The organism is Streptomyces sp. NPDC047917 (genome assembly GCF_043204345.1).
Lineage (GTDB): Bacteria > Actinomycetota > Actinomycetes > Streptomycetales > Streptomycetaceae > Streptomyces > Streptomyces sanglieri.
Map to the genome: position 1 here is coordinate 159,026 of NZ_JBIDCA010000003.1, position 22,570 is coordinate 181,595.

Below are 22,570 nucleotides of genomic sequence, written 5' to 3' on the forward strand. Positions count from 1 at the left end.
GCGCGGCAGGAGACCCGGGCCGTACTGTGTGGCTGCGGGGCCACCCGCAACGCACCGTTCTGCGACCACATCGGGCCCTGTCGGCCGTCCCGGTCCGCGCCCGCAGACAGCAGGAGCTGAGCATGACCACACCGCGTGACCTGATGTTCGTAGCCCTGGACCCGGCATCCGGCCGGCCGCCGGGCCAGGGCGAGCTGTCGCTCGGGCTCGCGGGAGCCGAACTGATCGACCTGGTCGACGCCGGGGCCGCAGAACTGGACGGCGACCACATCGTGCCGGCCGGCGTGGACGCGCCCGACGACGCGCTGTTGCGGGCCGCCGCCTCGGTGCTGGTACGGGAGGAGCCGTACGAGTCCGTGGACGACTGGCTGTGGCGGCGGGGACGCGACTTGTTCTCGGCCTACCAGGCCGCTCTGGAGGAGGAGGGGCTGCTCACCCGGCAGCGAGGCCGCAGGCTGCCGTTCCGGGCGGGCAGTGAGCCCACACTCGTCGATTCGCCCGAGCGTCGTCGTGCGGCCGGCCGGCTGACGGCGGAGGAGCCCGTGCTCACCGCTCTGGTGGCAGCCGTACTGATTCATGACGAATCCGCCGACGGCTCCGACGGCTCCGACGGCTTCGGTGGCTCTGATGGCTCCGCTGAGTCCGTGGACCTGCCGGACGGCGTGGAGGCGGTGCTGGCCGCGGTCGGCGACGCGGAGTTGGAGCTTGCGGCCGTACGGCAGCGGCGGGATGTGGAACAGGCGGCCTTCGACAACATCTGGCGAGGTGTCTGACGGGCCGTGTGCCCGGCCCATACGGAGATCCGGCCGCGTTGGCCACCTTCCCGGTGTCATGAACCGACCGCTGATGCCGATGGCCGACGGTGTGAGGGGCCGGGCGATCCGGGGGCGTGAGCGGTGATTGCGGATCCCTGGCTGCTCGGCCGGACTCGTCGATCGACGCACCGAGAGCGCACGGCTCGCATGTGCCTCGACTGCGAGTCCGGCACTGGAGCCGAACGCCAGGAGGTGCACCGGGTCTTGCCAGGGCACCGGACCCGCGGTCGGTCCCGGCCGAAGACGATCGGTCTCGGCGGTCCCGCCGAGACCTGTTCCGGCCGGGCCCGCATCGTGGAAGCGGCTGCTCCGCGGGGCGGGGGTCAGTCGACCGGCTTGCCCGGTTCGTCATGTGTGGAGCAGTGGATGCCGCCGCCTCCGGAGGCGATGGTGTCGATGTTGATCTGGACGATGTCACGCCCGGGAAAGTGCTCCCGCAGGATGCTCTTGGCCCGCTTGTCGGACTTCCGGTCGCCGAACCCGGGGATGAAGACCGAATCGTTGGCCACGTAGAAGTTGGCGTAGGTCGACACGAAGTCGTCGCCCTCGCCGGTGATCTCGTACAGGTCGGGCTGGGGGAGGTCGATGATCTCGAAGGGGCGGCCCTTGGCGTCCGTCGCCCTGCTCAGTACGGACTTCGCCTGGTCGGCCGCGCGTGACCAGGAGTCGGCGGGGGTGTCGGGGTGGGCCCTGTCCAGGAGCACCACGCCGGGGGCGGTGAAGCGTACGAGGCTGTCCACGTGGGCGTCGGTGATGTCCTGGCCGCGTACGCCGGCCAGCCAGATGACCTTCTTGATGCCCAGGGTCTGCTTGAGTTCCGCCTCGATCCGGTCCCGGCTCTTGCCGGGGTTGCGGTTGTCGTTGACGATCGAGCTCTCGGTGATGAGGAGGGTGCCCTCGCCGTCGGTCTCGAAGGAGCCGCCCTCGGCGATCAGTGGGGCCTTGCTGCGGGGGATGTCGTACGCGGTCAGGAGGGTGCGGCCCACCCGGGCGTCGTTGGTGTGCTGCTGCTTGTTGCCCCAGCCGTTGAAGTTGAAGTCGATGCCGGTGACCTTGCCGTCGTCCTCCACGAACACGGGCACCGTGTCGCGGGCCCACAGGTCGTCGACGGCGAGCGGAACGACCTCGACGTCGCGGCCGCACGCCTTCTGGGCGGCCTTCTGCTGGTCGGGCCTGGCCAGCATCACGACGTACTCGTACTCCGCGACGGCGCGGGCGATGCGGGCGATGTCCTCGCGCACGTACCGGAGATCCTCACCCCACACCGACTCCAGGGCGGGCCACGACATGAAGGTGCGTGCGTGGCTCTCCCACTCGGCGCCCATTCGCCGTCCCTTCGTCATCGCGTCCTCGTTGCCGGTGCCGCTCGGCCCGGTCGCCGACTCGCCGGGGCCGCAGGACGAGGCGCCCAGGACCGCGGCACCGATCCCGGCGATCGAGCGGAGGGCCGAACGGCGGGAGGGGAGATGGTGGGGCACGGTGAGCTCCGATGAGTGTGATGGGGCCAAGCTAGCTGCCGGGGTGCGGGGGCGCTCGGTGAGTGGGGGCTTCCCCGTTCGTTCGTCCACTGTGGCACTAACTGAAAAGTCAGTCAAAGAGAAGATGGTGGTGTGGGGCTGGTCGACCGGGGAGTTCCATGGCTATGGCGTCCCGCATCAGTTCGCGGGCGTGGCCCGTGGACAGCAGTCCGCTCAGCCAGCGTGTACTGAGGCCCTCCAGGGCGGCGGTGAGCCGTTCGGCGGACTCGGTGAGTGCGGGGGCGGGAGCGGCCGGCCGGATGCGGGCGAGGGTGCTGGTCAGTTCGCCGATCCAGATCAGGCGGGCCCCGGCCAGTGCGGCGCGAAGCTCGGGGTCGAAGACCGCTGTGGCCTGCAACTCGCCCCAGGCGATGCTGTTCTCGCGCACTTCGGGCCGGTCCTGGAACTCCAGCAGGAGGGAGCGTTCGAGGTCGTGGTGGGGGTCGTTGTCGTACTCCCGGGCCGGTCGGTCCACGGTGCAGCGCTCGGCCCGGTCGCTGATGAACTCCAGCGTCCGGTGCAGGATGCCTGCGCGGTCCTTGAAGTGGTAGTAGGCGAGCGCGGTGGAGACGCCGGCTTCGGCGGCGACCTCGGGCACCCGCAGGCCCCGGACCCCACGTCGGGCGATGACTCTGGCCGCCGCTTCCAGGATGGCCGTCCTGCGCTTCCACAGCGGCGGGACGATGACCGCCGACGACGTGGTGTTCAGCCTGGACCGGCAGCGGGACCCGGACAACGCCGCCGCGTGGGCGCAGACCTTCCAGAACGTCGCCTCCGTCAGGAAGACGGGTCCGCTCCAGGTCACCGTCGAGCTGAGGAAACCCGACTCGCAGTTCCCCCAGTACATGGCGACCGCCGCCGGAGCGGTGGCCTCCAGGGACGGCGTCGAGGCGGCCGGAAAGGACTACGGGACCTCGGGCGGCCTCGCCTGCACCGGACCGTTCGAACTCGGCACCTGGCGCAAGGGCCAGTCCATCGAGCTCGACCGCTTCGACGGCTACTGGGGACGCCGGGCCAGGTCGGGCAAGGCGGTGTTCCGCTTCCTGCCCGACGTCTCGGCCAGGACCAACGCCCTGCTGAGCGGGGAGGCCGACGGCAGCTATCTCATCCCCACCGAGAGCTACACCCGGCTACGCGGCAGCGGCGTCGGCGAGCTGTACTTCGGCGAGGGCCTCAGCACGGTCAATGTCGCCATCACGAACATGCGGGGCCCGCTCGCCGATCTCCGCGTACGGCGTGCCCTCTCGCCGGCCCTCGACCGCTCCGGCTTCGTCCAGGTCGGCCTCGGCGGCGCCGGCACCCCCACCGGCACGCTCACCACCCGTGCCGCCTGGGCTGACGCGCCGGAGCGGACCAGGAAGCGGGCCTTCGAGGGCATGCGCCCCGCGGCCCCGGACATCGCGCGGGCCGAGGCGCTGGTCAAGGAGGCGGGCGCCACCGGCAAGACCCTGACCGTCGCCACCAGTTCCATCGGCCAGGACGTCTCGCTCCTCGCCACCGCCGTCCAGGCGGCCGGAACCCGGATCGGCCTGGACATCCGGCTCAAGTCCATCGCGCCCAACGCGTTCACCGCGCTGTTCACCGACCCCGGAGCCCGTAAGGGCATCGACATGTTCCCGCTCACGTACTACGACTCGATCACCGATCCGCTGGACGTCCTGACGAACTTCAGGACCGGCTCCTACCTGAACTTCGCCGGGCACAGCGACAAGACGTACGACGAACTCGTCGACCGGGCCGGTGCCGTGGACGATCCGAAGCGGCGGCTGGCGATCTAGGCGGAGGCCCACCGGCGCGCCGCGCGGAGCCTGTTGTGGATCCCGGTGGCCGAATGGCCCACCGCCCTCTTCCTCAACAAGAGGATCACCGGCGCCCCCACGACCATCTCGTACATGTACCAGCCGTGGGCCGCCGAAGTGGGGGCCGTCGAATGAGCTTCGTCGTATTCGCGGTGCGGCGGACGGCCGAGATGGCCGCCACCCTGTTCGCGGCCTCGTTCGTGGTCTTCGGTGCGATGTACCTGGCGCCCGGCAGCCCGGCGAGTTTCCTGCTCTCCGGCCGCTCGGCCTCGCCCGAAGCCCTCGCCGCCATCAACTCCCAGTACCACCTGGACGATCCGTTCGCCGTACGGTACTTCGCCTGGCTCGGGAACGTCCTGCAGGGCGACTTCGGGCGGTCCATCACCTACCGCACCGATGTGTCCCGCCTGCTGGCCGACCGGCTCCCCACCACCTTGCTGCTGATCGCGATGTCGCTGACCGTGGTGGTGCTCGTCGGGCTGTTCCTGGGCGGACTGGCCGCCGTACGTGGTGGGGCGACCGACTCCGCAGTCCTGGTGGCCACGACGTTCGCCGTCGCGACCCCCTCCTTCGTCGCGGCCGTGCTGCTGCAAGGTCTGTTCGCCGTGCGCCTGGGCTGGTTCCCCAGCGGCGGCTCGGGCGACGGTCCCGTCGACATGCTCCGGCACCTGACGCTGCCCGCCGTCGCACTCGCCCTCTACCTGATCGGCATGCTCACCCGGGTCACCCGCTCGGCCATGCTCGAAGCACTCGACAGCGAACACGTCACCGTGGCCCGCAGCAGGGGCGTCCCCGAACGCCAGGTGATCCGCCGTCATGCGTTCCGCAACTCGCTCGGCATCATCCTGACCACCGGCGGCCTGGTCGTCTCCACGCTCCTGGTCTGCACGATCCTCGTCGAGACCGCCTTCAGCGTCGGCGGCATAGGCCAGCTTCTCGAACTCTCCACCACCACCAAGGACTTCCCGACCGTCCAGGCCATCGCGCTGATCGTCGTCGCCCTGTTCATGGCCGTGAACCTCGTCGTCGACCTGCTGCTGCCGCTGGCCGACCCGCGGCTCACGCTCGGTACCAGGGGGCCGCCGCACGACCGCCGTACCCACCCGCCGGCCCGGCCTGTCCGGGATCCGCGCCGCCGGCTCACCGCTCCACCTGATCTGCCTGGCCCTGGTGGTCCTCGTCGTCACCGCCGCGGTGCTCGCACCCTGGCTGGTGCCGCACGATCCCAACGTCGTCGATCTGGGCAGTGCGCTGGCAGGCACCTCCGCCGACCATCCGCTCGGCGTGGACGCCGCCGGCCGTGACACCCTCTCCCGGCTGCTGCTCGGCGCGAGGACCTCGCTGCTCGGGCCGCTGGAGGTGGTCGCGTTCTCCACCCTGGCCGGGGTCGCCGTCGGCACCGCCGCGGCCTGGCGCGGAGGCCGGCTGGACTCCCTGCTCTCCCGCAGCACCGAACTGGTCTTCGCCTTCCCCGGCATGCTGCTCGCGATCCTCATCATCTCGGTGTACGGAGAGGGCCTGCTCGCCCCGGTGATCGCCCTCGCCATCGCCTACCTGCCCAGCGCGTCCGAGGTCATCTGGTTCGACGGCGTGTACGGGCAGGACATCACCGACGACCACGTCGACGCCACCTCACGCTTCCTCGCCGAGGGCGAGGCACTCGTCCAGATGCCGCTCGCGTCGGACAACGACGCGTACGCCAAGGACGCGCGCCAACAGCACCGCGTCCTCACCGCGTCGACGACCGCCACCGGCCGGCCGATGGACGTGATGAAACTCCAGGGCCCGGACTACGACAGGATCCGGTCCACCGACCCGGACTTCCTGGCCTCCTACGCCAGCTACTACCTGTGCAACGGCGCCGTCGTCTGCGGCCAGTTCGGTGATGCCGCGGCGGACGCGGCGGCGAAGGGCGTACTGGCCCGGCTCCATCCCGGCCGCACCGTCGAGCAGCTGAACATCGACCGGCTGGGCGCGGGAGGCGGCGGCATCCACTGCGTCACCCAGCAACAGCCCGTGCCGTAGGCGCGAACGGAGCGCGGAATCCCTGCCTCTGGAACAGTGCCCTGCCCCCGGGGGCAGGGCACTGCCCGGGCTGCGGGAAGAAGGTGCGCTGTGCGCCGGGCCCGGAGCGGGCGGCAGCGCGTACCGCGACCGGTTGCACCGCGACCGTTCGCACCGTGGTGTCAGGACGCCTTCGCGCGCTTGTTGCGCATCAGGAAGAGACCCACGGCCGAGGCGATGGCGACGGTACCGGTGCTGACGCTGATGGCGACCTGCTTGCCGCCGTCGAAGGCGAAGCTGGTGGAGACATTTGCGGCGACGGTTGCCACGAGCAGGATCCAGAGCAGGGCCTTCATGACCGTTCCTTCCATCGAGCGGTGGGGGGCCGATGCCCCTTGCGGAAACCACGATGCCAGTTCGCGGGGCGGCAGATCGAGGGGGCGTCCTACCGGACCCGTGGTGTAGTCCGCTACACCACGGCTCCGGGTGGCGCACACACCTTCGCATGTCCTGCTGGTCACCTAATCTGATGGCCATGAGAGAGAGGCTCTGGCTCGCATGGCGGGCGACGCGGCACCTGCTGAGATCGGCCGGCCTGGCCCTGGCCTCGTTCCTGTTCCTGCCCTTGCTGGGGTTCACCGTGACCGTCACCGTGCTGGTGATCGGCGCGGGCGTCCTGCCCGAAACGGTCCTGCTGCTGCGCCGGCTCGCCGGAGCCAAACGGCGCGAGGTCGCGAACTGGACGGGGGAGGAGGTCCCCGAGGCGTACGTACCGCTCGTCGGTGACCTCCCCGTTCGGGTGCGTACGGCGGTCAAGGACCCCGGGACGTACCGCGATCTGAGGTGGCTGGCGGCCCACTTGCTCTACGGCTGGCTGCTGGCGTACGCCTCGCTGCTCGTGTGGATCTTCGCCATTCTGGTGGACGGCGTCTGGTGCTGGGTGCTGGGGCACCGGGCCGTGGTGCTGCCGCTTCTCGGCCGGCTCGCCGACTTGGACGCCGCCTGGACCCGCTCCCTGCTGGACCTCTCGCCCGACGCCCGGCGCAGTGCCGAACTCGCGGACCGTGTAGAGGAGTTGACGGCCACCCGAGCGGATGCCATGGCGGCCCACGGCGCCGAACTGCGGCGGATCGAACGCGACTTGCACGACGGTACGCAGGCCCGCCTGGTGGCGCTGTCGATGCGGGTGGGGCTGGCGCGCAGGGCGTACGACAACAGTCCCGACACAGCCCGCAAGCTGCTCGACGATGCGCAGGACCAGGTGGAGGAGGCCCTCACCGAACTGCGGCACGTGGTGCGCGGCATCCATCCGCCGATCCTGACCGACCGCGGGCTCGTCGGTGCGGTACGGGCGCTCGCCGCCGGCAGCGGTCTGGAGGTCGAGGTGACCGACGACGGTGTGGAGGGCGGCGCGCGCGCACCGGCCGCGGTCGAAGCGGCGGCGTACTTCTCGGTCGCGGAGGCGCTGACCAACGCCGCCAAGCACAGTGGATCCCGCCGGGCCAGGGTGGAACTACTGCGTACCCCCGGCTCGTTGAGGATCTCGGTGTGCGACGAGGGCTGCGGCGGAGCCGATGAGAGCGGCGGCAGTGGGCTGCTCGGCATGCGGCGGCGGATCGCCGCGCTCGACGGCATCGTGCAGGTGTCGAGCCCCGTCGGGGGGCCGACCGCGATCGAAGTGGAGCTTCCGTGCGTGTGGTGATCGCAGAGGACAACGCTCTGTTGCGTGAGGGGCTCGTACTGCTCCTCACCTCCGCCGGGCACGAGGTGGCGGCGGTCGCGTCCAGTGGCCCGGAAGTGCTGCCCGCCCTGCTGGAGCACCGACCGGACGTGGCCGTACTGGACGTGCGGATGCCGCCGGGGTTCCGGGACGAGGGGCTGCGCGCGGCGCTCGCCGCGCGCGCGGAGATCCCGGGACTGCCCGTGCTCGTGCTCTCGCAGTACGTCGAGGAGACCTACGCCACCGAACTGCTGGGCGGCGGGGCGAGTGGCGTGGGATATCTGCTCAAGGACCGGGTCGGCCGGGTGGACGAGTTCCTCGACGCCCTGGAGCGGGTCTCCTCGGGCGGCACCGCGCTGGACCCGGAGGTGGTGGCGGAGCTCCTCGCGAAACGCAGGGACGACCCGATCGACTCACTGACCCGGCGCGAGCGCGAGGTGCTCCAGCTGATGGCGGAGGGCAGGGACAACGCCACGATCGCGGCCCAACTGGTGGTCACGGAACGGTCGGTGAGCAAGCACATCGGCAATGTGTTCAACAAGCTCGGCCTGCCACCGAGCGACAGCGGACACCGCCGGGTCCTGGCGGTCCTCGCCTACCTGAACAAGCGATTCCACACGTGAAAGATTCATGCCAGACATATGAGCCGCGAGGTACCGTCGGCTGAAGCCCGGCCCCATACTCGTACTCGGACCTGACGAGTGTCCGTTGCAGCGACGGCGGCAACTGCGCTACAGCAACCAGTCGGCGTCACGCGCGATCTTGATGGCGTCCACCCGGTTCCGGGCGTTGAGCTTGGTCACCGCGGTGGTGAGGTAACTGCGGACGGTGCCGAGGGAGAGTTGGAGATGTCCGGCTATTTCGACAGGCTCCAGGCCGTCCGCCGCCAGTCGCAGGACCTCGGTCTCGCGGGTGGTCAGCGGGCTCTCCGTACTGTTCCACGCGGAGAGGGCGAGCTGGGAGTCGATCACCCGCTTCCCGGCGGCCACGTTCCTCACGGCGGCGGCCAGTTCCTGGGGAGGCGCGTCCTTGAGCAGGAAGCCGGACACCTGCGCGGCGAGTGCCCTGCGCAGTGCCCCGGGACGGCCGAGGCTGGTGAGGATCAGCGCGCGGCACTCCGGGAGCTGCTTGCGCAGCCGCTCGGCGGCGGTCAGCCCGTCGATGCCGGGGAGGTCGACGTCGATGACGGCGACGTCCGGCTTGTGCAGGAGGGCGCCGTCGAGGATCTCGTCGCCGCGCTCGACCTCGCAGACGACCTCAAGGTCGTCCTCCAGGTTCAGCAGGGCGACCAGGGCGCCGCGCACCATGTTCATGTCTTCGGCCAGCAGGATGCGGATCGTCATGATGAAGGTTCTCCCGGGTCAGGCGGCGTGGTCCTGGGCGCCGAACTCGGCGTCGTCGGGGTCGGCGAATCTGCGTGGTGGTCGCGCCGGTGCTTCCGCGACCAGTTCAAAGGTGCCGCCCGGGCCGCGGGTGATCGTCAGCACGCCGGAGGCGGACTGCAACCGCTCCCGCAGATTGCCCAGACCACTGCCGCTGTGGGGTGACACATCTCGGTACGAGGGATCCACACCGTCGTTGGACACGGACAGCCGCACCCGGTCGCCGTCCTGGGCCGCCGCCATGGCGTAGGTACCGGCCCGCGAATGCCGCAGCAGATTGGTCACGGCCTCGTGCAGTACGGCGGCCAGTACGGAGTCGACCCGCTGGTCGAGCGTGCCCAGCCGGATGTCCACCCGTACCTTGACGTCCGCGGCCTCCAGCAGGGACTGGGCCGAACGCATCTCCTGCTCCAGGGACATGCTGCGCAGGCCGCTGGAGACCACGCGCACATCGGCCAGCGACTGGCGGGAGATGATGAGTACGTCGCTGACCTCCTCAAGGGCGCGCCGCGGATTGGAGGGGATCAGGCGGTGGATCAGCTCGCCCTTCAGCGTGATGGCCGAAAGGCTGTAGCCCAGCAGGTCGTGGAGGTCGCGGGCGAAGCGCAGCCGTTCCTTGGCCACCGCCAGGCCCGCGAGCTGGCTGCGGGTGTCGTGCAGTGCCTGGATGAGCGCCGCCATGCGGGACAGTCCGTAGACCACCAGGCCGGTCAGCAGGGTCGACTGCGCCAGGTAGACGGTCTCCTGGACGGAGAGGTTGTCCAGGGTCGGCGGGATCAGCATGCTCAGTCCGACCAGGCCGTACGCCGGCCAGGCCCACCGGCTCGGCAACAGGAGCAGCAGCGAGCCCGCCAGGAAACCGGCCATGGCGCCCCACTGCGAGTGGAAGGCCGCGATCGGCAGATAGGTCAACAGCGTCTGGGCTCCGAGCGTCAGGCTCCGCTGAAGGACGGGAGCCCTGCGCACGGCGGCGCTCGAATGCCTCAGCTGGAGAACGAAGATTGACCCATTTCGGGCACCGGGCCGGACGGTGGGCGGCCGTGGCCATGCTGTACAGGAAGGCTGCGGCCATGACAGCGATCCCGAACAAGACGCCGCCGGGGCACCGGGGGTCCGGCAGCGCGAAGATCGACGGTGCGTCCCAGACGGCCGGGGCCCTGCTGATGCTCAGCGGGCCGCTCAGCATTCTCGTGGGCGCGTCCGGTATCGCAGAGGACAACCTGTTCGCCGTCTCGACCCGGTACGCCTACCGGTTCGATCTCACGGCCTGGGGCGTGATCCACCTCGTGGTCGGTGTGGCGCTCGTCGTCGCCGGCCTGGCGATCCTGTCGAACAGGAGCTGGGGCCGTGGGGCCGGCGTGGCTGCGGCGGGGATCAGTCTGATCACACAGTTCATGTTCGTTCCGTACTACCCGGCGTGGGCCATCCCCGTCATGGCGCTCGACCTGGTGATCCTCTTTGCACTGACGAGGTTCCATGTCGGAGCCGACGACAGCCGGTGACCTCCAGTGGGTCACGATCTCGATCCGGGCCGCGTCGGCACGAGGTACCGGACGGGCCATCAGGGCATGGGAACGGTCACGGGGGCAGTTCGACCGGGACACTGCCTCGTGCCCCGTTCGTCCCCCGTGGGAGACTCGGTGCTGCGCTGCGCAGGGGCGCCCCTCACGCCCGGGAAGGTGTGATTCCACAGACCTGTCACCTCGAAGGGGAGCTCTCCGGATGCGCATCGGGATCGTCGGCACGGACAACAGCCATGTCGACCAGATCGTGCGCCACCTCAACGGCGACGGGGCGACCGGCGACGCGCGCGTCGTGGCGCTCAGCGGTGGGCGCGGTCGGCGAAATGTCGCGCTGGCGGCCACCGGCGGGATCGCGGAGATCGTCGACGAGCCCGCCGCCCTGATCGGGCTGGTCGACGCGGTCGTCGTCGCGGACCGGGACGGTGCACGCCACCGGGACCAGGCGATCCCCTTTCTGACCGAGGGTCTTCCGGTGTTCGTCGACAAGCCACTCGCCCGCACCGTCGCGGACGCCCGGGCCATGATCGACACCGCACGCGCCCACAACGCACCGCTCACCTCCTCCTCGGCACTCCGGTGGCTACCCGGCACCGAAGCGCTGGCGGCCCGTTCGACCGCAGGAGAGAAGCCGGAGCTGGTCGTCGTCTCCGGGCCCGCCGATCCGGCCGGCGACCACGGCGGGATCTTCTTCTACGGCATCCACGCGGTGGACATCGCACTCAGGCTCGCCCCCGGCGAGATCTCCGGCGTACGCACCGACATCACCGGCACCACGGTCGTCGCCTCGTTCACCGCCGGTGACACCCGCGTCGTCGTGAACCTCGTCAGGCCGGGCAGCACGGACCAGATCCCCTTCCACGCGATGACGTTCACCCGGCAGAGCATGGTGCAGCAGACCCTCACCCCGGGTGCGGACTACTGCGTACCCGGCCTCGAAGCGTTCCTGGAGATGGCGCGCACGGGCACGCCGCCGATCGGCTACGGGGACCTGCTGCGCCCCATCGAGGTGCTGGAGTCCGTCGCCACCGCCCTGCGCGAGGCGCCCGCCGACGCCCGCTGAGCCGGGTCCACCGCACCGTAGGGCCCCGGTGGTGCGGGTGTGCCGTGATGCCCGCGCGGGTTGCCGGCAGGCGAAGGGATTCGGTCCGGCAGGCGTACCCCGTACGGCAATTGGCCTGGCGGGATCACGATACGCGCGCGTCGGTTTGCCATGAGTGATACCGGTGTGACCTGGGGCACAAGATCCTTGACAGTCGCCGGACGGTTGCCGAAAGCTCATTCATCATTGGTCTGGACCACAATGAATGGGCGGGGTTCATGCTCGAACCGTCACGTGCTTCTGCCGTGGAGAACTGATGGACCGTCAATTATCTGATGTACGGCTTGCGTTGTGTGATTTGTGGCAGGCGTTCGGGGCCGCCGCGCTGCTGGTCCGGTTCGGCCCCGACGTTCCCTGGCCCCACTCCTCCTGGGCCCGCGAGGCGCACGGTGCGCTGACGCCGCGGCTGAGGTCGGTGGTCGCCCTGGCCCGGACGCGCGGGCGCATTCCCTCGTTCCTGACCGGGGGTGTCACCTCCCGGAGGGCGAACGTCGCGGACGAGCTGGACGGCCTGGCGCGCACCCCTGCCGGGCTCGTCCGTGACGAGCTGGCCCGCGAATACCCGCAGGCCTTCGACGATCCCCTGATCGCCGCTCTGATCCGCGAACCGGAAACGCAACTGAGCTACTTGGCCGTGGAGCTGGCGAACTTCTGGCGAACCGCGATCGAGCCCCGCGGGGGCGGACTGGCCCGCTGTCTGGAGGAGGAGATCCTCTTCCGCTCGCGCACCCTGGCGATGGGCGGGGGCGCGGCACTGCTCCGTGATCTCGGGCTCCCGGTCGAGCACACGGACGGCACGGACCGGGTGACCGCGGTGCCGATGCTCTTCGCGGACGGCACCCACTGGTGGTCGGCCGCCGCGGGGCGGACCGTGGTCGCCTTCGCCGCGCGGGGAGCGGGACTCCTGCACACCGGTGGCGAACGGGACGGTGCCACGCAGCCCCCGCGCGAGGACCGGCTGGCGATCCTGCTGGGCCGGGGGCGTGCGTCCGTGGTCCGCGAGCTGGCCGTACCGATCACCACCTCCGCACTCGCCGACCAACTGGGACTGGCCGCGAGCACCGTCTCGCAGCACCTCTCGGCCCTCGTCTCCGCAGGCGTTGTGCAACGCCACCGGGCCGGCACCCGCGTCCTGTACGAGCTGAACCGTTCGGGTGTCACGCTCACCCAGTGCCTGATGAACCAGTGAGGCCGGCGGCGGTGCCGCGCAGGAGTGACGGTCGGTCAATTGGCCGGTGCGGAGCCCTCTCCGAGGTGATTCGGCATACACCGAAAGGCTTGTCCGCCCCACTGCTGTCGACAAGGGTCGAGGTGGGGAAGTGCTCGGGCCCGGCCCGTGGCCCGGCCCGACGCCCGCCGGTCACGGCGGCCGCGCCGAGGCCGTTCCCCGGCACCCACCGCGGTGACGTGCCCGGACCGGATGCGCTGGGGGAGCGGCCGGTCCGCTCAGTCACCGAGAACTTCGAACCTGGAGCGACCGCATGCCGACGCCCACCCCGTATCTGCATCGAGCCCCCTCGGACCTCCCCTACTTCAGCTCGGACGGCGAGGCGTATCTGACGCAGACGCCACTGAGGGACATCCGCAAGTCGCAGGAGCTCCGGGTGCTGTCCCAGGAGGATTTCGACTTCTGGCAGACCTATGGGTACGTCATCGTCAGGGAGGCCATTCCCGCCGCGGCGGCACGGCGCCTGCTGGAGTTCACCTGGGACTTCCAGGGGCTCGACCCGGCACGGCCCGAGAGCTGGTACGAGGACCGGACGTTCCGGAACGACCTGGACCGGGAGCTGCATGTCTACGGCTTCGTCGAGGCGTACCACCACCAGCTCCTCTGGGACAGCCGGCAGGCCCGGCGCGTGTACGACGCGTTCGTCGACGTCTGGGACTGCGAAGAGCTGTGGGTGACGCTGGACCGGCTCAACCTCAATCCCCCCAACATCAAGAACCGTGACCGCGCGCTCATCGCGCCCACGGACAAGGGCTTCGACATCGAGCTGCACTGGGATGTCGACACCACGCTCGGCGTTCTGCCGCAACGGGTCCAGGGGATCATCGCGCTCAACGACACCCGGCCCGAGCTGGGCGGTTTCCAGTGCTCGCCCGAGCTGTTCCGCCGGTTCGAGGAGTGGAAGATCGCTCAGCCGGCGGATCGCGACCCGATCAGGCCGGACGCCGACCGGAGCGAATTCCCCGTGGTGCGGCCCGAGTTGAGGGCCGGGGATCTGCTCATCTGGAACGGGCTGCTCGCGCACGGGGTGGCACGCAACACCTCGGAGAACGGGGTGCGCGCGGTGCAGTACCTCTCCATGATGCCCGCGCTCGAATCGCACGAAGACCTGAGGCGGTCCCGGATCGATTCGTGGCGCCGGCTCAGCACACCGGACTGGAACAGGACGCTGGTCGGCGACGCCACCCGGCACGAATCCCTCAGGTACGGCACCGCCGCGCTGAACGGCCTCGGCGAGCGGCTGCTGGGGCTGACTTCCTGGAACGAGCGGGAACCCGAAGAGTCGGAGGAGGAGCCGGCATGCGCCGTATCTGCCTGACACTTCCGACCAACCGGCCCTGCGCCGCCGCGATTTCGGATATCGGCGAGGAGGCGGACCACGCGGCCGGCCACTTCGGTGTCGAGGTGCATCTGCTGATCCTGGACTCCTCCGGAAAGGACGCGTTCACCGAGCATGCCGAGGTGGTCGCCAAGGCACGCCGGGCCCCGAACGTGATCACGCACCACCTCGACGAAACACAACAGCGGGACTTCCTGCGCCGGGCCATCCGGCGCTCCGGTGCCGCCGAGCCGGATCTGCTGCTCGACCTCATGCTCCCGTCCGGCGTCTCCTACGGCGCCTGCACCAACCGTGCGTTCCTGATCGCCGCCGCGCTCGGCTGCCGTTCGGTGCACCGCAGGGACTCCGACAGCACGTATCAGGTTCTGAACGGCGAGACGGTCTTTCCGATCCACCATGAGCTGACCTCGCTCGGGAAGAGAGCGGCCGACGCGGCGGGCGGTGTGTCCGAGACGGTGCTCGACCCGGCACACACGGCCAAGCCGGTGGCGATGGTGGGCAGCTCCTTCGTGGGCGAACTCTCGGTGGACATCGGTGAGATAGCCCGGCTGGACAACGACACCTACCACGACGTCGTCAGCCTGTGGGCTCCTCGCCACTGGCCGGACGAGCAGAAGCGGGAACTGGTGGAGGAGTCCTTCCGGGGAGCGGGCACCGACCCGTTCGACCGCGACCACTCGACCCTGACCCATGTCGATCCCATGCGGGTGGACATGTGCAACATCAGCTTCCTGGACGAGGTGTACGAGCGGGTGCCACTGCCACCCGCGACCGACACCATCGGCAGCGACTACTTCCTGATGCACCTGGTGCACGACGGCACACTCCCCGGCGTACTGCACAACCGCAACATCGTGAACCACTACACGGCCGAGCGGCGCACCGACGCCGGATTCATGGCCTATCAGCTGCGGTTCACGAAGTTCTTCCTGTCGATGCTCTACTTCAACTTCATCTACGAGCGGATGGCGGCGGCCGGTGCCGCACTGCTCGACGACGACTTCCACGTACGCCCGGAAACGGTGGCCGGGCTGGCGAGGCAGAGCGCCGGGGCGGACCGCGAGGAGAACGTGCACCGGCTGGACGTCATCGAGCGCTCCTACCGCCGACTGGGCGGCAGATACGCCGAGTTCGCCGAGACTCTGGCGGCGCGAGGCCCACAGCTGCTCGAAGAGGCCCAGGCGGACATCGAGAACTTCGCGCTGCTGACCGAGGTCTGGCACTCCCTGGTCCGGGCGAGCAGATCCACCGCCGTGCATGGACCAGCCGCATCCGCCGCCGTGCACGGACCGGCCGCATCCACTGCCGTCCACGGACCGGCCACGTCCGGCGCCCTCCACCGGCCGGTCACATCCACCGCCGTCCACCGGTCGAGCCACTAGACGGGCCCGGATCACCATGCGTCTGAACGCCCATACACGCGCCGCGCTGGAAGCCGCCGACGAGGACCGGATCGTCTTCGATCTCGCGGGCATCGAAGCGCAATACGACTCACTGTTACGGGAGTTGCCCGGCATCTCCGTCCGGTTCGCCATGAAGTCCTGCCCCGTGGACGAGGTCCTTTCCCGGCTCGCGGAGAAGGGGTCCGGATTCGACGCGGCGAGCCCCAACGAAATCGCGCAGGCCCTGCGGACCGGTGTGCCGGCCGACCGGATCCATTACGGCAACACCATCAAGTCCGACGAGAACATCGCCGAAGCCCACCGCCTCGGCGTGCGGACCTTCGCGACCGACAGCCTGGAGGACGTGGCGGCGACAGCGGCCCACGCCGCCGGATCCCGGGTCTTCTGCAGACTGGCCACCACCGGCGACGGCGCACTCTGGGGCCTCAGCCGGAAGTTCGGCTGCTCCGGGACCGACGCGGTAGTCGTCATGGAGGCCGCCCGGTCGGCCGGACTGACACCGGCCGGACTGTCCGTCCACGTCGGCTCGCAGCAGATGACATCGGAGGCCTGGCAGGACGCCTTCGAGCGCATCGCCGATGTGCTCACGGACCTGAACCTCCGGGGCATCTTCCCGGACCACATCAATCTCGGCGGCGGCCTGCCCGCCGCCGGCTATCTCGACAGCCGGGGAGTCCCGCTGGACCCTCCGCTGGACAAGATGTTCGCGGTGATCCGGGAAGGACTCCAGCACCTCGGGTCGGTTTCGGAAAGCCCGCTGGACTTCGTCATGGAACCGGGCCGTCATCTGGTCGCCGACCACGGCGCGATCAGGGCACATGTGTCCCGGCTCTCCTCCCGGAGACAGATCGACGGCGCACGCGAACACTGGCTCTATCTGAGCTGCGGAAAATTCAACGGCCTTTATGAAATGGATCAGTTGCAGTACCGGCTGCTGTTCCCCTCGAACCCCGGCACGGATCACGTCCGGGCCGTTGTCGCGGGCCCCACCTGCGACAGCGACGACGCCTACGACCACCGGCACAATCGTGTTTCCGTGCCCCGGTCCGCCGCCTCGGGAGACCCGGTCTGGATTCTCTCCAGCGGTGCCTATGCCACCGGTTACATGACCCAGGGATTCAACGGCTTCGATCCCCTTCCGTACACCTGCGTCGAGGGCGGATAGATGGGTCGTGACGTGTGCATACGCCGTATCTCGGAGCGTGACTGGGACGCCGTCGCGGCGCTGGAGGCCGGTGCGTACACCGCCGCCGGACTCTCGGAAGGCCGGGCGGCCCTGAAGTCCCGGGCCGATGCCTCGCCCGCCACCTGCTTCGTACTGGACCACGGGGACCGGACCGTGGGCTATCTGCTGGCACTGCCCTATCCGATGTTCGAGTATCCGGACCTGAACCGGACGGAGGACGTGGTCTTCCACTCGCGCAATCTGCATCTGCACGATCTCGTCATCGCCGAGGAATTCCGCGGCAGGGGCCTGGCGAAAGGCCTGTTGCGGCATTTCACCGGAACAGCGGGGGCGAAGGGGTACGAGGGAATCTCCCTGGTCGCCGTCCTCGGCAGCGACACCTTCTGGGCGGCGAACGGATACCGGGCCCATCGGGAGGTCACACCCCCGACGGGTTATGGCGCGGACGCGGTGTACATGTCCCGGGCGGTGCCCGGCGCCCATAGCAGGAGAACGAATCCCGCCCGTGCGTCCTCGCATCGGGCAGCTCTGGAAGACGAAGTGGGCTGATTGCCGATGTCTGGCGTTACCGATCAATTCCGCCGAGCGCAGCTCGCGATCGCAGCATTGTTCTGTTCTCTCGGATTCCAGTACGCGACCTGGGCATCACGGCTCCCCGCCATCAAGACCCGGCTGGACCTGACGGAGGCGGAACTGGGCCTGCTGCTGATGGCCTGCGGCGCGGGCGCGGCCGCGTCGTTCCCCCTCGTGGCGATACTGATGAAGCGCATGGGTTCACGACGGCTCGCGGTCCTGTCGGCCGTGGCCCTGAGCCTGCTCCTGCTCGCACTGTCGGCAGCACCCAACTATCCGGTCGCCCTCGTCGTCATCTGCTGCGACGGGATCGCCGTCGGCGCCCTGAACGTCGCGATGAACGCTCAGGGCGCCGCGCTCGAAGTCACCTATCAGCGCACCGCCATGGCCAGACTGCACGCGACCTTCAGCGCCGGTTCGCTGTTCGCCGCGCTCCTCGCCTCCGGTGTGAACCTGCTGACCACGGACGTCACGGTGCACTTCGGTGTGGCCGCGGCCCTGTTGCTCCTGCTGGTCGGACTGACCAGGTCGGGGCTGCTGACCGAGGACGAGCAGCCCCAGGCCGGGTTCACGGCCGAGAGCCAGGCCGGTACGCCCACCGAGGATCCCGTCCCGGAGAAGAGCCGCCGCAGGCTGAGCATGCCGTCCCGCGTGACGATATGGATGGGCTTCGCGATGGTGTTCGGCACGGTCACCGAAGGCGCCATGAACGACTGGTCCGCCCTCTACATGAAGGATGTGGTCGACGCGGCGGCGGAACTGGCGCCCCTGGGCATCGCGGTGGTCTCGGTCATGATGGTGCTGGCCCGCGTCTTCGCCGACGGCTGGCGCAGCCGCTGGGGCGACGGGCGCATCGTCCGCGTCGGCGGTGTGGTGGCCGGGACCGGGCTGGCGCTCGCCCTGCTGGCCGGCGGGGTGGTGCCGACCCTGATCGGGTTCGCCTGCGTCGGCCTGGGCGTCGCGGCCGTGACGCCCTGCATCTATGTGGCGGCGGCAGCACAGGGCACGGACGCGCTGGCCCTGGTGGCCGCCATGGGAACGACGGGCCTGCTGGCCGGGCCCGCGCTGATCGGCTTCATAGCGAGCGCGGGCAGCCTGGTCTGGGGAATGGGTGCCGTCGCCGCCTCGGCGATCCTGGTGTCCCTGTGCGCCACACGGATCCGCTGGCCGGGACTTGCCGAGTCGGAACCCCGGGTCCTGAGCCCAGAGAGCTGAGCCCCGGTTACCGAGCCCCGAGAGCTGAGCCCCGGACGTGAGCACGGGCACTTCGGGGCTCGGTGACCCCGGCCGGTTGGGTGTGCTCCCGGCACCAGGCAGGATGGTGCTGTCCAGCCGGTAAGGGGAGATCATGATCGAGAAAATTCTACCGTCCCGGGTAGCGGTGGCAGAGGCGTTCTCCGACCTGCCCGATGCCGTGCTCCTGCCCGCCGAGGAGGAGCTGACCCGCGGCTTCGTGCCCAAGCGCCGCGGGGAGTTCGCCACGACGCGTCACTGCGCCCGCCTCGCCCTCGGATCGCTGGGCATATCTCCCGTCCCCATCCTCAAGGGCGCGCGCGGTGCCCCGCTCTGGCCGGAGAACACGGTCGGGAGCCTGACCCACTGCACCGGCTACCGCGCCGCCGTCGTGGCCCACCGGGCGGACGTGCGCTCCGTCGGCATCGACGCCGAGTGCGACGCGCCGCTACCCGACGACGTGCACGGCAGCATCGCGCTGGCGACGGAGCAGCGGCGCGAGCGCGAACTGTGCCTGGAACAACCGGGGATCAACTGGGACCGGTTGCTGTTCAGCGCGAAGGAGGCCGTGTACAAGACCTGGTTCCCGCTCACCCACCGCTGGCTGGGCTTCGAGGAGGCCGACATCGAGCTCCGCATGGACGGCAGCTTCAGTGCCGAGATCCTGAACTCCGACCTGGAGCCGGCGGCCGGTACGGGAGCGCCGGCGGTCCCCGGGGTCTTCAGCGGCCGCTGGCTGTCCGAGGGCGGTCTGCTGCTGACCGCGATCGTTGTCGAGAACACCCCCGCACCGTAATCTCTGTCCGCATGACTGAAGACCACCCGGGCGAAGAGCGCGGGCGCGCACGCGAGTTGGGCATCTCCCTGAACGGCGAGCCCGGGCGGTGGAACGCGATCACCGACGTTCCCGGCGTCGAGGTCGGATACGTCACCCTCGTCGACGGCGACGACGTACGCACCGGAGTGACCGCGCTGCTGCCGCGTGGCCGGGACGGTGTGGGCACCCCCTGCGCGGCCGGCTGGCACTCGTTCAACGGCAACGGCGAGATGACCGGCACCGCGTGGATCGAGGAGACCGGCTCGCTCGCCGTTCCGGTGGTCATCACCAATACGTACGCGGTCGGCCCGGTGCACCGGGGCGTGGTCGAGTGGGTCCGCGCCAACTGCGGGGGCATGGCCCCGGAGTGGCTGCTGCCGGTCGTCACGGAGACCTGGGACGGTCACCTCAACGACATCCACGGCCCGGCCGTGGAGCCCCGCCACGCGGCGGAGGCGATCGAGGCGGCGGCCTCCGGCCCGGTCGAGGAAGGATGCGTCGGCGGCGGGACGGGCATGCGCTGCTACGGCTTCAAGGGCGGCTCCGGCACCGCCTCGCGCGTCGTGGAGTACGGCGAGGACCGGTACACCGTCGGAGCCTTCGTCCAGGCCAACTTCGGCGCACTGCGCGAACTGGTGGTGGCCGGTGTGCCGGTGGGCCGGGAGCTCGCCGGCCCGGCCGGGTCGACGGCCCCTCGGGCAACTCCCCGGGCGGCGGCCGACGAGGAGCGCTCGGTGCCGCCCGGCGCGGGCTCGGTGATCGTGGTGGTGGCGACCGACGCACCGCTGCTGCCGGGTCAGTGCAAGGCGCTGGCCCGCCGGGTGACGCTCGGCCTGGCCCGTACCGGCACCACCGGCAGCCACTTCTCCGGAGACCTGTTCCTGGCCTTTTCCACGGCCAACCCGTCCGCGCTGACCAGTACGTTCCCTGAGAACGACGGCAGTGCTCCGTACGAGTCGATGCGCTTTGTGCCCTGGGGCCGGATGGACCCCTTCTACGGCGCGGTGGTCGAGTCGGTGGAGGAGGCGGTGCTCAATGTGCTCACCGGCGCGCAGCCGATGACCGGCCGGGCCGGCCACCACGTCCCGGCGCTCCCGCTGGACCGGGTGGCCGAACTCCTGACGGCGCGCGGAGCCGTCTCGTAGCCCCACCCGACCGGGGCACTCACAGCCGCTTCGCGGCGGGCTCGTTGGCCGGGTACAGGTTCGTCGGCCATACTGCCCGCCGTGGAGCAGCGCATAGATCCGAACACTCAGCCCGGATACGCCGCAGGGACAGACCCGGCGTTCATCCCCGGTCTCACGGCCCCCGTCACGGCCAGGAAACCGGACACGAGCCTGGAGCAGCCAGACCTGGAGGACACAGAACCCGAACAGGCGGAGCAGGAAGAGCTGGAGCACGACCACCCGGAGCAGGACCGGCCGGAGCCGGAAGCGGCGCAGGAGCGATCGGCCGACGACGCCGCTCCCGACGATGCCGCTCCCGACGGTGACGCCTCCGACGAAGACGGAGACAGCAAGGCGGCGGCGGACGGCAAGGACGCGGCGGACGGTCCCTCGTTCGAGGTGAGCGACCGCCGGGGTTCGATCGCCGCGGACCGTGCGGGGGTCCGGTTCCGGCTGGACGACCAGGAAGCCGACTTCCGGTGGGACGAGATCGGTGCCGTCGAGGTGAAGTTGCCCCGGTTCGGCCGCCGGTTCACCGTCACTGTCCATATGTCGACCCGGCGGTGGTTCAACGCCGAGGTCGAGGCGCCGGCCAGGAGCAGCCTCAAGGGGTGGGCGGCGGAGCTCGACACGGTGCTGGACGCCTACTTCGAGGAGTCCTGACCCCGGCCGAGCGGTCCGGTGGGCGGGGCCGACGGCCGTCCCGTCCACCGGTCTCCGCCCGGCCCCTCGGCCGGGCCGTACGGGCCGCGGAGCGCATCGAGGATGTGCGGCCAGGCAGCGGCCCCGAGCGCCGCGTCCGCCGCGGCTGAACCCCCGTGGCGGAACTGCGCGGAGGCGGGCGCCGGGCCCTCGCCGGGCAGGCGTGGACGGTGGCCCGCGCCTGGGGCGCCGACGACCCGTACGGGCAGCCCGGCCGCCCTGCGTCGGGCGGCAAGCTCCTCGGCGCAGGGCAGCGAGGGCCACATCTCGTCGTCGCCGCCCGCGACCAGGACGAGATCTGCGCCCGACCTCTCCACCGGAATCCTCGCCGCGTCGACGCGACCGGCGAACGTGCGCCGACTCTGCTCGTACCAGCCGCGGATCGCGACCGGACCGCCTTCGGGGCGTGCGGGCGCGGGCGTCCAGGAGTCGTCGTACGGGACGAACGGCAGCGGCTCACCGCGCCAGGTCCACGAGGACCGGTGGGGCCGGTCGCGGACGTCCTTCCCCGGTCCGACGTTCGCCCAGGTGAGCGACGTGGGCGAGAGGGCCACCACGGCATCGACACCGGGCAGGAGCACCGACAGGTGCAGGGCGGCCTCCGCGCCCTTGGACGTACCGAGCACGCCGATCCGCCGGGCGCCGCCCGTGCGCAGCAGTGCGATCGCGGGCTCGAAGGTCTCCAGCGGAACCTCGCAGATGCCCGGCGGCTGCCCGGAGCCGCCGAACCAGCGGATCGAAAGGGCGGTCATGCCCTCCCGGGCCAGGATCCGGCACCGCTCTTCCTCGATCCGGCCGCTGGACCCGGAGAGCACGAGCACCCCGACCTCCGGGTCGCCGGCCGGACCGTGCGGGGGCCTGGCGAGAAACCCCTCGCGAACGCCCCGGTGCGGGGGTTCGAGAGGGGTTCCGCGAGCAGCCCCGCGAGCGCTTTCACGGCGTACGCCTTCACCGCGTACGCCTTCACCCGGATCGACCTCGCCGCGTACGCCTTCACCCGGACCGACGCCATCCGGTTCGACCCGGCCGGGATCGCGGAAGACGCGCTCGACGATGTGCATCGG

The 22,570-nt window shown here is 70.3% G+C and carries 22 protein-coding genes and 1 pseudogene; 17 read left to right on the forward strand and 6 right to left on the reverse strand.

Annotation, left to right across the window (positions count from 1 at the left end):
- The first annotated feature begins 122 nt into the window (after nt 1-122).
- Complete coding sequence (locus tag ACGF8B_RS07655; RefSeq protein WP_363278713.1) at nt 123-773, forward strand: GPP34 family phosphoprotein; 651 nt, start codon at nt 123-125, stop codon at nt 771-773.
- A 365-nt stretch (nt 774-1,138) separates the two neighbouring features.
- Here ACGF8B_RS07655 and ACGF8B_RS07660 read toward each other — a convergent pair whose 3' ends face one another.
- The gene (locus tag ACGF8B_RS07660) at nt 1,139-2,293 is read right to left on the reverse strand and encodes an agmatine deiminase family protein (RefSeq protein WP_384768933.1); all 1,155 of its coding nucleotides are present in this window, start codon (nt 2,291-2,293) and stop codon (nt 1,139-1,141) included.
- A gap of 109 nt (nt 2,294-2,402) precedes the next feature.
- Nucleotides 2,403-3,005, reverse strand: coding sequence for a TetR/AcrR family transcriptional regulator (locus ACGF8B_RS07665; protein ID WP_392736463.1), 603 nt, complete (start codon nt 3,003-3,005; stop codon nt 2,403-2,405).
- Here ACGF8B_RS07665 and ACGF8B_RS07670 point away from each other — a divergent pair.
- The 3 genes and pseudogenes from ACGF8B_RS07670 (at nt 2,959) to ACGF8B_RS07680 (ending at nt 6,156) form a co-directional block, all read left to right on the forward strand.
- Nucleotides 2,959-4,110 carry an ABC transporter substrate-binding protein gene (locus tag ACGF8B_RS07670; RefSeq protein ID WP_392735710.1) on the forward strand — a complete coding sequence of 384 codons (1,152 nt, stop codon included), beginning with the start codon at nt 2,959-2,961 and terminating at the stop codon, nt 4,108-4,110. The genes ACGF8B_RS07665 and ACGF8B_RS07670 overlap by 47 nt on opposite strands.
- Nucleotides 4,111-4,262: 152 nt before the next feature.
- Nucleotides 4,263-5,180: pseudogene (locus tag ACGF8B_RS07675) on the forward strand (ABC transporter permease); the annotation flags it as partial.
- 76 nt (nt 5,181-5,256) lie between these two features.
- Nucleotides 5,257-6,156, forward strand: a complete 900-nt coding sequence (locus tag ACGF8B_RS07680; protein ID WP_392736465.1) for an agmatine deiminase family protein — start codon at nt 5,257-5,259, stop codon at nt 6,154-6,156.
- Nucleotides 6,157-6,317: 161 nt separating this feature from the next.
- Here the strand turns inward: ACGF8B_RS07680 and ACGF8B_RS07685 are convergent, their stop codons facing one another.
- Nucleotides 6,318-6,491, reverse strand: coding sequence for a hypothetical protein (locus ACGF8B_RS07685; RefSeq protein ID WP_266768893.1), 174 nt, complete (start codon nt 6,489-6,491; stop codon nt 6,318-6,320).
- A 179-nt stretch (nt 6,492-6,670) separates the two neighbouring features.
- Between ACGF8B_RS07685 and ACGF8B_RS07690 the strand changes: the two genes are divergently transcribed.
- Nucleotides 6,671-7,837, forward strand: a complete 1,167-nt coding sequence (locus ACGF8B_RS07690) for a histidine kinase (protein WP_392735712.1) — start codon at nt 6,671-6,673, stop codon at nt 7,835-7,837.
- Nucleotides 7,825-8,478 (forward strand): LuxR C-terminal-related transcriptional regulator, encoded by a 654-nt coding sequence (locus ACGF8B_RS07695; protein WP_392735714.1) that lies wholly within the window; start codon nt 7,825-7,827, stop codon nt 8,476-8,478. Before ACGF8B_RS07690 ends, ACGF8B_RS07695 begins: the two co-directional genes overlap by 13 nt.
- Before the next feature lie 108 nt (nt 8,479-8,586).
- Here the strand turns inward: ACGF8B_RS07695 and ACGF8B_RS07700 are convergent, their stop codons facing one another.
- Nucleotides 8,587-9,198, reverse strand: coding sequence for a DNA-binding response regulator (locus ACGF8B_RS07700; protein WP_392735716.1), 612 nt, complete (start codon nt 9,196-9,198; stop codon nt 8,587-8,589).
- Nucleotides 9,199-9,216: 18 nt separating this feature from the next.
- Nucleotides 9,217-10,203, reverse strand: coding sequence for a sensor histidine kinase (locus ACGF8B_RS07705; protein WP_392735718.1), 987 nt, complete (start codon nt 10,201-10,203; stop codon nt 9,217-9,219).
- A gap of 104 nt (nt 10,204-10,307) precedes the next feature.
- Here ACGF8B_RS07705 and ACGF8B_RS07710 point away from each other — a divergent pair, with 104 nt between their 5' ends.
- From ACGF8B_RS07710 to ACGF8B_RS07760, 11 genes are all read left to right on the forward strand, one after another.
- Nucleotides 10,308-10,739 carry a hypothetical protein gene (locus ACGF8B_RS07710; protein ID WP_392735720.1) on the forward strand — a complete coding sequence of 144 codons (432 nt, stop codon included), beginning with the start codon at nt 10,308-10,310 and terminating at the stop codon, nt 10,737-10,739.
- A 220-nt stretch (nt 10,740-10,959) separates the two neighbouring features.
- Nucleotides 10,960-11,820, forward strand: coding sequence for a Gfo/Idh/MocA family protein (locus ACGF8B_RS07715; protein ID WP_392735722.1), 861 nt, complete (start codon nt 10,960-10,962; stop codon nt 11,818-11,820).
- A 337-nt stretch (nt 11,821-12,157) separates the two neighbouring features.
- On the forward strand, nt 12,158-13,048 hold the full coding sequence (locus ACGF8B_RS07720; RefSeq protein WP_392735724.1) for an ArsR/SmtB family transcription factor: 891 nt from the start codon (nt 12,158-12,160) through the stop codon (nt 13,046-13,048).
- 292 nt (nt 13,049-13,340) lie between these two features.
- A complete protein-coding gene (locus ACGF8B_RS07725) occupies nt 13,341-14,405 on the forward strand; it encodes a phytanoyl-CoA dioxygenase family protein (protein ID WP_384762353.1) in 1,065 nt (354 codons plus the stop codon).
- On the forward strand, nt 14,387-15,808 hold the full coding sequence (locus ACGF8B_RS07730) for a DUF6271 family protein (protein WP_392735726.1): 1,422 nt from the start codon (nt 14,387-14,389) through the stop codon (nt 15,806-15,808). The genes ACGF8B_RS07725 and ACGF8B_RS07730 overlap by 19 nt, the downstream gene beginning before the upstream one ends.
- A gap of 16 nt (nt 15,809-15,824) precedes the next feature.
- Nucleotides 15,825-16,994 (forward strand): type III PLP-dependent enzyme, encoded by a 1,170-nt coding sequence (locus tag ACGF8B_RS07735; protein WP_392735728.1) that lies wholly within the window; start codon nt 15,825-15,827, stop codon nt 16,992-16,994.
- A gap of 12 nt (nt 16,995-17,006) precedes the next feature.
- Nucleotides 17,007-17,564, forward strand: a complete 558-nt coding sequence (locus ACGF8B_RS07740; protein WP_392735730.1) for a GNAT family N-acetyltransferase — start codon at nt 17,007-17,009, stop codon at nt 17,562-17,564.
- Nucleotides 17,565-17,570: 6 nt separating this feature from the next.
- Entirely contained in the window at nt 17,571-18,803 is a 1,233-nt protein-coding gene (locus ACGF8B_RS07745) for an MFS transporter (protein WP_392735732.1), read from the forward strand.
- Between the two features lie 133 nt (nt 18,804-18,936).
- Nucleotides 18,937-19,617 carry a 4'-phosphopantetheinyl transferase gene (locus tag ACGF8B_RS07750; RefSeq protein ID WP_392735734.1) on the forward strand — a complete coding sequence of 227 codons (681 nt, stop codon included), beginning with the start codon at nt 18,937-18,939 and terminating at the stop codon, nt 19,615-19,617.
- Between the two features lie 11 nt (nt 19,618-19,628).
- On the forward strand, nt 19,629-20,783 hold the full coding sequence (locus ACGF8B_RS07755; RefSeq protein WP_392735736.1) for a P1 family peptidase: 1,155 nt from the start codon (nt 19,629-19,631) through the stop codon (nt 20,781-20,783).
- A gap of 81 nt (nt 20,784-20,864) precedes the next feature.
- The gene (locus ACGF8B_RS07760) at nt 20,865-21,467 is read left to right on the forward strand and encodes a hypothetical protein (protein WP_392735738.1); all 603 of its coding nucleotides are present in this window, start codon (nt 20,865-20,867) and stop codon (nt 21,465-21,467) included.
- Here the strand turns inward: ACGF8B_RS07760 and ACGF8B_RS07765 are convergent.
- Nucleotides 21,449-22,567 carry an acyl-CoA thioester hydrolase/BAAT C-terminal domain-containing protein gene (locus tag ACGF8B_RS07765; RefSeq protein ID WP_392735740.1) on the reverse strand — a complete coding sequence of 373 codons (1,119 nt, stop codon included), beginning with the start codon at nt 22,565-22,567 and terminating at the stop codon, nt 21,449-21,451. The genes ACGF8B_RS07760 and ACGF8B_RS07765 overlap by 19 nt on opposite strands.
- Nucleotides 22,568-22,570 lie beyond the last annotated feature (3 nt).

Coding starts and splice junctions, on each gene's coding strand:
- ACGF8B_RS07765 (WP_392735740.1), bottom strand. CDS start 22,567: ATGCACATCGTCGAGCGCGTCTTCCGCGATCCCGGCCGGGTCGAACCG.
- ACGF8B_RS07700 (WP_392735716.1), bottom strand. CDS start 9,198: ATGACGATCCGCATCCTGCTGGCCGAAGACATGAACATGGTGCGCGGC.
- ACGF8B_RS07710 (WP_392735720.1), top strand. CDS start 10,308: ATGACAGCGATCCCGAACAAGACGCCGCCGGGGCACCGGGGGTCCGGC.
- ACGF8B_RS07735 (WP_392735728.1), top strand. CDS start 15,825: ATGCGTCTGAACGCCCATACACGCGCCGCGCTGGAAGCCGCCGACGAG.
- ACGF8B_RS07685 (WP_266768893.1), bottom strand. CDS start 6,491: ATGAAGGCCCTGCTCTGGATCCTGCTCGTGGCAACCGTCGCCGCAAAT.
- ACGF8B_RS07750 (WP_392735734.1), top strand. CDS start 18,937: ATGATCGAGAAAATTCTACCGTCCCGGGTAGCGGTGGCAGAGGCGTTC.
- ACGF8B_RS07655 (WP_363278713.1), top strand. CDS start 123: ATGACCACACCGCGTGACCTGATGTTCGTAGCCCTGGACCCGGCATCC.
- ACGF8B_RS07725 (WP_384762353.1), top strand. CDS start 13,341: ATGCCGACGCCCACCCCGTATCTGCATCGAGCCCCCTCGGACCTCCCC.
- ACGF8B_RS07755 (WP_392735736.1), top strand. CDS start 19,629: ATGACTGAAGACCACCCGGGCGAAGAGCGCGGGCGCGCACGCGAGTTG.
- ACGF8B_RS07690 (WP_392735712.1), top strand. CDS start 6,671: ATGAGAGAGAGGCTCTGGCTCGCATGGCGGGCGACGCGGCACCTGCTG.
- ACGF8B_RS07730 (WP_392735726.1), top strand. CDS start 14,387: ATGCGCCGTATCTGCCTGACACTTCCGACCAACCGGCCCTGCGCCGCC.
- ACGF8B_RS07745 (WP_392735732.1), top strand. CDS start 17,571: ATGTCTGGCGTTACCGATCAATTCCGCCGAGCGCAGCTCGCGATCGCA.
- ACGF8B_RS07715 (WP_392735722.1), top strand. CDS start 10,960: ATGCGCATCGGGATCGTCGGCACGGACAACAGCCATGTCGACCAGATC.
- ACGF8B_RS07670 (WP_392735710.1), top strand. CDS start 2,959: ATGACTCTGGCCGCCGCTTCCAGGATGGCCGTCCTGCGCTTCCACAGC.